The 5,979-nt window shown below is 27.5% G+C and carries 4 protein-coding genes; 2 read left to right on the forward strand and 2 right to left on the reverse strand.

Annotated features, from left to right (window positions below):
- Nucleotides 1-209 precede the first annotated feature (209 nt).
- Nucleotides 210-3,389, forward strand: coding sequence for a ligand-binding sensor domain-containing protein (locus KQI30_RS16390; protein WP_216464422.1), 3,180 nt, complete (start codon nucleotides 210-212; stop codon nucleotides 3,387-3,389).
- Nucleotides 3,390-3,612: 223 nt separating this feature from the next.
- On the opposite strand, the gene KQI30_RS16395 is transcribed toward KQI30_RS16390, so the two are convergent.
- Nucleotides 3,613-4,161 (reverse strand): TetR/AcrR family transcriptional regulator, encoded by a 549-nt coding sequence (locus KQI30_RS16395; protein ID WP_216464423.1) that lies wholly within the window; start codon nucleotides 4,159-4,161, stop codon nucleotides 3,613-3,615.
- 115 nt (nucleotides 4,162-4,276) lie between these two features.
- On the opposite strand from KQI30_RS16395, the gene KQI30_RS16400 reads away from it, so the two are divergent.
- Nucleotides 4,277-5,311 (forward strand): M42 family metallopeptidase, encoded by a 1,035-nt coding sequence (locus tag KQI30_RS16400; protein WP_216464424.1) that lies wholly within the window; start codon nucleotides 4,277-4,279, stop codon nucleotides 5,309-5,311.
- A gap of 4 nt (nucleotides 5,312-5,315) precedes the next feature.
- Here the strand turns inward: KQI30_RS16400 and KQI30_RS16405 are convergent, their stop codons facing one another.
- Entirely contained in the window at nucleotides 5,316-5,657 is a 342-nt protein-coding gene (locus KQI30_RS16405; RefSeq protein ID WP_216464425.1) for a phosphotransferase family protein, read from the reverse strand.
- Nucleotides 5,658-5,979: the final 322 nt, after the last annotated feature.

Raw genomic sequence — 5,979 nt, forward strand, 5'->3', positions numbered from 1 at the left:
TAGGTGCAGCCGGTAAAAGGACTGCGGTCGGCAGACTAATTCAACGTGCGAATAGCACGGCCAGTAACAAAGCCTTATAGGCGCAGAGCAAACTACCCGTTTAACGGGTAGTTATGATTTACATATAATGATTGATGATATATGTCGAAATGTGTATAATGAAATATGGAAAAATATTATTTTATTATAATTAATGATGGAGAGACATAATGAAAAACTTTATAAGAAGAGTGGCTGTATTAGAATTATTAATTTTCGTAATTATTATAATTGTACAAAGTAATATTATTAGAGCGGAGGAAGTTTATAAAGTAAATTTTCAAAAAATTAATACGAAAGATGGGTTGTCAAATAAAAATATAACAAAGATCTATCAGGATAGTAGAGGTTATATATGGATTGGAACTGTTAACGGATTAAACAGATACAATGGACATAATATAAAAGTATATAATAATGACATAGGAAATGAAAATAGTCTTAGTTTTAGTTATATAACTGATATAGTTGAAGATGATTGTGGCAATATATGGATAGGCACTAAAGGTGGATTAAATATATTAGATGTTAAAAAAGATGAAATAGTTACAGTACCAAATAGAAAAGATAATGAAAATGGTACTAGTCACCTTAACATAACAGCTTTATATAAAGATTCTTCAGGTAATATGTGGATTGGGACGGAAGAAGGATTAAATGTTTATGACATTAAAACAGGAAACTTTAATGAATATACCACAGAGGGAGAAGAAGGAAAGAAATTAACAAATAACTATATAACTGTTATTAAAGAAGATGATAAAGGAAATGTGTGGATTGGTACAAAAAGAGGACTTAATATATTTATGAAAGAAACTAATACCATAGATATTAATCTACATAAGGTATCTAAGAATATATGCGATATAGAAAATATTGACGGTGAATATACACTAATATTAACTGAAGATGGTATAGGCAAGTCCAAATATAATGAATATGATATTTTTTATCAGTATATTGAAGATGAAGAAGTAAAAGTAAATATAAATGATATTATGATAGATAATAATAACGACGTTTGGTATGGAACAACAGATGGTGTTAGTAAATATAATAGAAAGAAATATAAAAAAGAAGATTATAGAGCAAGTGTATACGAAAAAAGTGCTATTTCTAGCAATTATGTTACTTGCTTATTTGAAGATAAGAATGGAGTTATATGGATTGGAACTGATAATGGAGTAAATGTAATAGGAACAAATCAGGAATTCAATTTATTAGGTATAGAGTATCTAAAGAGTGAAAAATTAAAGGATATAAGTGTTACTACTATACTTGAAGATAGCGATAATGATTATTGGATAGGATCTAAGTATAGTGGTATAAGATATATTAATGAACAAGATGTAATAAGCTATTTACATAAAGAAGATGGTATACTTAGTAACAATATAAAATCTTTAACAGAGGTAAATAAAGGTAAAATATTAGTAGCTACAGATGAAGGGTTTAATATTATAGATAAATATACAGGAAAGATAGAAAGTTTTAGAACCGATGAATTATATAATGTAAATATAGTACATAAAGATAAAAATGAAGATATTGTATGGATAGGAATGGAAGATGGATTAGTTTCTTATAGCTTAAGTAGAAATGAATTTATAAAGTACAAATCAAATTTTAAAGAAAAAGGAATAAGTGATATTAGCATAATTGATATTTATCAAGATCCTAATTATGAAAATATATTGTGGTTAGGAGGAGAAAGTTCTGTAGGACTAATAAAGTTTAATAAAAATACTGGGATAGAAAAGATATATAATTATCAAATGAAAGATGATTCTATAAGTTATGGTAGTATAAATTGTATGCAAGGCGACGATAATGGATATATTTGGATAGGGACAGATATTGGTTTGGTTAAGTTTAATACATTTGAAGATACTATTTATATTTACACAGAAAAAGATGGACTTATAGATGATTATATTTACAGTTTATTATTAGATGATGATGGTAATGTATGGGCTACTACAGATAAGGGAATAAGTAAATTTGTTGTAGATACGAACAAGTTCAATAACTATATTGAAGGTAGAGAAATATTTACAGGTGGCTTTAATGTTGGAGCAGCTCATAAAAGAGAAGATGGGCTAATGTTTTTAGGAGGAACAAAAGGTTTATTATTTTTTAATCCTAAAGATATTATAGAACAATCATATGAAAATAATAATGTTGTAATAGAAGATATTATAGTTAATAATGAAGAACGTTATAGTACAGAGGATAATATAGAATTAGAATATAATAAGAATAATATAGAAATCAGTTTTTTTACTCCTGATTATAAGAGTTTAGGCAGTATTAAATATGATTACATATTAGAAGGTGTTGATAAAGATTGGACATATGGAAGCATAGAAAATAGTGCTAAATATACTTTGTTATCACCGGGTAAATATAAATTTAAAGTAAGAGCTATTGATACAAGTGGAAATGTTAGTAATGAGACTATTGTTAATATAGTAATTAAGAGACCACTTTGGAAAACATCATTTGCATATACAATATATATTACTATTTTTATTATCATAGCAATATGTATATGGAATTATGTAAAAATATTAGATCAACTAGTAAAAAAGAGAACTTTGGAATTAAATAATCAGTTAGAATATAATGACAAGCTATATAAAGAAATAATAAAAAATGAAAGATTTAAAAACGCCTATTTTGTAAATTTATCTCATGAGTTAAGAACTCCGCTTAACGTTATATTATCTACAGTACAATTAGTTAATTTGCTAAATAAAGATAAGAAAATGTCAAAGGAAAAGTCTTCACAATATGTAAAGATAATTGAAAATAATTCTAATATGTTATTAAAAATAATAGATGATATAGTTGATACGTCAAAGATAGAAGCTGGACATTACAAAATTAATAAGGAAGATGCAGATATAGTATATGTTGTAGAAGAAATTGCTTTAAGCATGAGTAAATTTATTGAAGAGAAAGGCATTGAATTTACTATTGATCCTGAAATAGAGGAAAAAATAATGTACTTTGATATTACAGAAATAGAGAGATGTATAATAAATTTACTATCTAATGCAAGTAAGTTTACACCAGAAGGTGGAAAGATTAATTTGTATATAAAAGATAAAGGCGATAAAGTTGAGATAATAGTAGAAGATACAGGGGTAGGAATATCCGAAGAAGATAAAGAATTTATTTTTGGAAGGTTTTCGCAAGTAGAAGGTGCTGAAATAATGAAATGTAGTAGTAGTGGAATAGGATTAACTTTAGTGAAGAATATAGTAGAACTTCATGAAGGAAGTATAATATTAGAAAGTGAAGTTGATAAAGGAAGTAGGTTCATTATATCATTACCGGTTCAATGAAGATAGAAGACTAAATGTGCTTAAAGGAGGTGTCGCATTAACAAATGAAAAGTTGTTAGAGCGATACCTCCTTTTTTATAGTGAATAGTGAAGGTTAATTTTCCCTACAGGGAAAATATTATAAGTCCTGCGGACAGCTAAAGTTAGAATTGTATTCAATAACTGTGCACTGTGTACTGACAATTGTGCACTGATATACAACTGTGCCTTAAAATGTGCATTTTTAATATTTATGAATAGCTTGTTTTATAGTGCCGTGAATTAATTTCTCTAGTTTCTTTATTATTTCACTAGGTTTTTCTTTCATTGATGTTTTCATCCAAGAGGTGAGAAGTCCAATAAAGGCAAAAGTATAAAAGTCTGCAATGAAATATTTATACTCATCAGAAATAGGACGTTCTGTAGATACCTCATTTACTACATTTAATATCAGTGGAAAGACTTCGCTATGTAAAAAATCTTCAAGGTGATCTCTTCCCATGGAATGAAAGGTATTCATACAAAATACTTTATTATCTTCAACGTATTGAAATATTTTAAGAAAACCTTGTTGCCATGTTTCGTAGCTTTTACAATTTGAAATGCTACCAACAGCTTCTGTTTTGTATATCCATCCTAGTAAGTCATATATGTCTTTGAAGTGGTAGTAAAAAGTTTGACGATTTACGCCACAAAAAATTACTATATCTTTTATAGTAATTTTTTCAAGAGGCTTCGTTTGCATTAAACTTTTTAATGCATTAGCCAATTGTTGTTTGGTGTTAAGTGACATTATATACCTCCGATTATATATACTATATAAATAATTATACATCTATTTTACGTATTATCGTGAAATTTTTATGATATATTATTTACATAGAATAATAAAATTTAGGAGGGAAAATATGAATATTTCAATAAATAAGCAATATATTCTCGATACGGCAAAAGAGATTTTAACTTTTGATAGTCCAACAGGTTTTTGTTTTGATATTATAAAGCTTATAGAAGAGAAAGCTAAAAATTTTGGATATAGTTTTGAAACTACAAATAAAGGTTGTGGAATTATTACGGTACCTGGAAGTAGTAATGAAAAAGTTATAGGATTATCAGCTCATGTAGATACTTTAGGAGCTATGGTAAGATCTATAACATCTGATGGAACATTAAAATTTACATTACTTGGAGGACCAATAGTGCCAACACTAGATTCCGAGTATTGCAAGATAAGAACAAGAGATGGAAGAATATATACAGGAACTTTTTTAAGTACAAGTCCTTCAGTGCATGTATATGATGATGCATCTAGTAAAAAACGTGATTTAGATAATATGGAAGTAAGAATAGATGAAGTAGTATCAAATAAAGAAGATGTTGAAGCATTAGGAATATGTCCTGGTGATTTTATTTTCATAGATCCGAAAACAACTATAACAGAAAGTGGATTCATAAAATCTAGATTTATAGATGATAAAGGTAGTGTATCAGCATTAATGGGATTGTTAGAACTTTTCAGTAGGGAAAACATAATTCCGAAATATACTACGAAGATATTTATATCAACATATGAAGAAGTTGGTCATGGATCTTCTTATATACCACAAGATATCACTGAAATGATAGCTGTAGATATGGGTTGCATAGGTTCAGATTTAAGTTGTACAGAATATGATGTATCAATCTGTGCTAAGGATTCAACAGGTCCATATGATTATAATATGGTTACTGCCCTTGTAAACTTAGCGAAAGATAATAATATTAGTTATGCAGTAGATATATATCCAAGGTACGGGTCAGATGTAGGAGCTGCATTAAGTGGAGGAAACAATATTAGAGGAGCACTTATAGGACCAGGAGTTCATGCGTCACATGGAATGGAAAGAACTCATTACAGTGCTCTTGAAAATACTATTAAGTTATTATACTTATATTTAGTATAAGATATTAAAACTTTACGGATTTTAGGTCATTAAAAATAATTTTTGCACCAGATTTAAAGTCATAATTTTTATTGTTATTTAGTGACTTTACCAGTGACCAACATCCATTGTACATTTTTACAACATAAATGTATTTAGTAAGTTTATTATAAAATGCTTCGGAGTAGTATCCGAAGTATTTTTTTATTAAAAATTTTCTTGAACTATCTTCTAATAGCCATGCTATTGTAGCTAAATCAAAGAAAATATCACCTCTAGCAGCAAATTCAAAATCAATTATATATAAATTTTTATCTGTTAATAAAAGATTTGATGGATTTAAATCATTATGGCATAAACCTTCCATATATGAATTTTTAACGGCAGTTTCTATGATACTTAAATTTTCTAAAACATCCGTAATGTATGGGATAGTATCAAAAAAATATTCCTTATTAGAGAATATTATCTTTCGTATTTCAACAAAGGGATTAAATATATTTGTTGAAGTTAGTTTATGAAGCTTATGAAGTTTTTTAATTAATATATTAATAAAAGCTTCACTATTAGACTCCTCGTATAATTAATTTTGTAGTGAATTTAATATGTATTTCCAGTAATAAAATTCACTACAATATGCTAAAGATTACTGGAAATTATATAGACTGTATAGAATTACTCCTAAATGT

Source organism: Clostridium bornimense, assembly GCF_018917145.1.
In the GTDB taxonomy this organism is placed as follows: Bacteria; Bacillota; Clostridia; order Clostridiales; family Clostridiaceae; genus Clostridium_AN; species Clostridium_AN bornimense_A.

Coding starts and splice junctions, on each gene's coding strand:
- KQI30_RS16405 (WP_216464425.1), bottom strand. CDS start 5,657: ATGGAAGGTTTATGCCATAATGATTTAAATCCATCAAATCTTTTATTA.
- KQI30_RS16395 (WP_216464423.1), bottom strand. CDS start 4,161: ATGTCACTTAACACCAAACAACAATTGGCTAATGCATTAAAAAGTTTA.
- KQI30_RS16390 (WP_216464422.1), top strand. CDS start 210: ATGAAAAACTTTATAAGAAGAGTGGCTGTATTAGAATTATTAATTTTC.
- KQI30_RS16400 (WP_216464424.1), top strand. CDS start 4,277: ATGAATATTTCAATAAATAAGCAATATATTCTCGATACGGCAAAAGAG.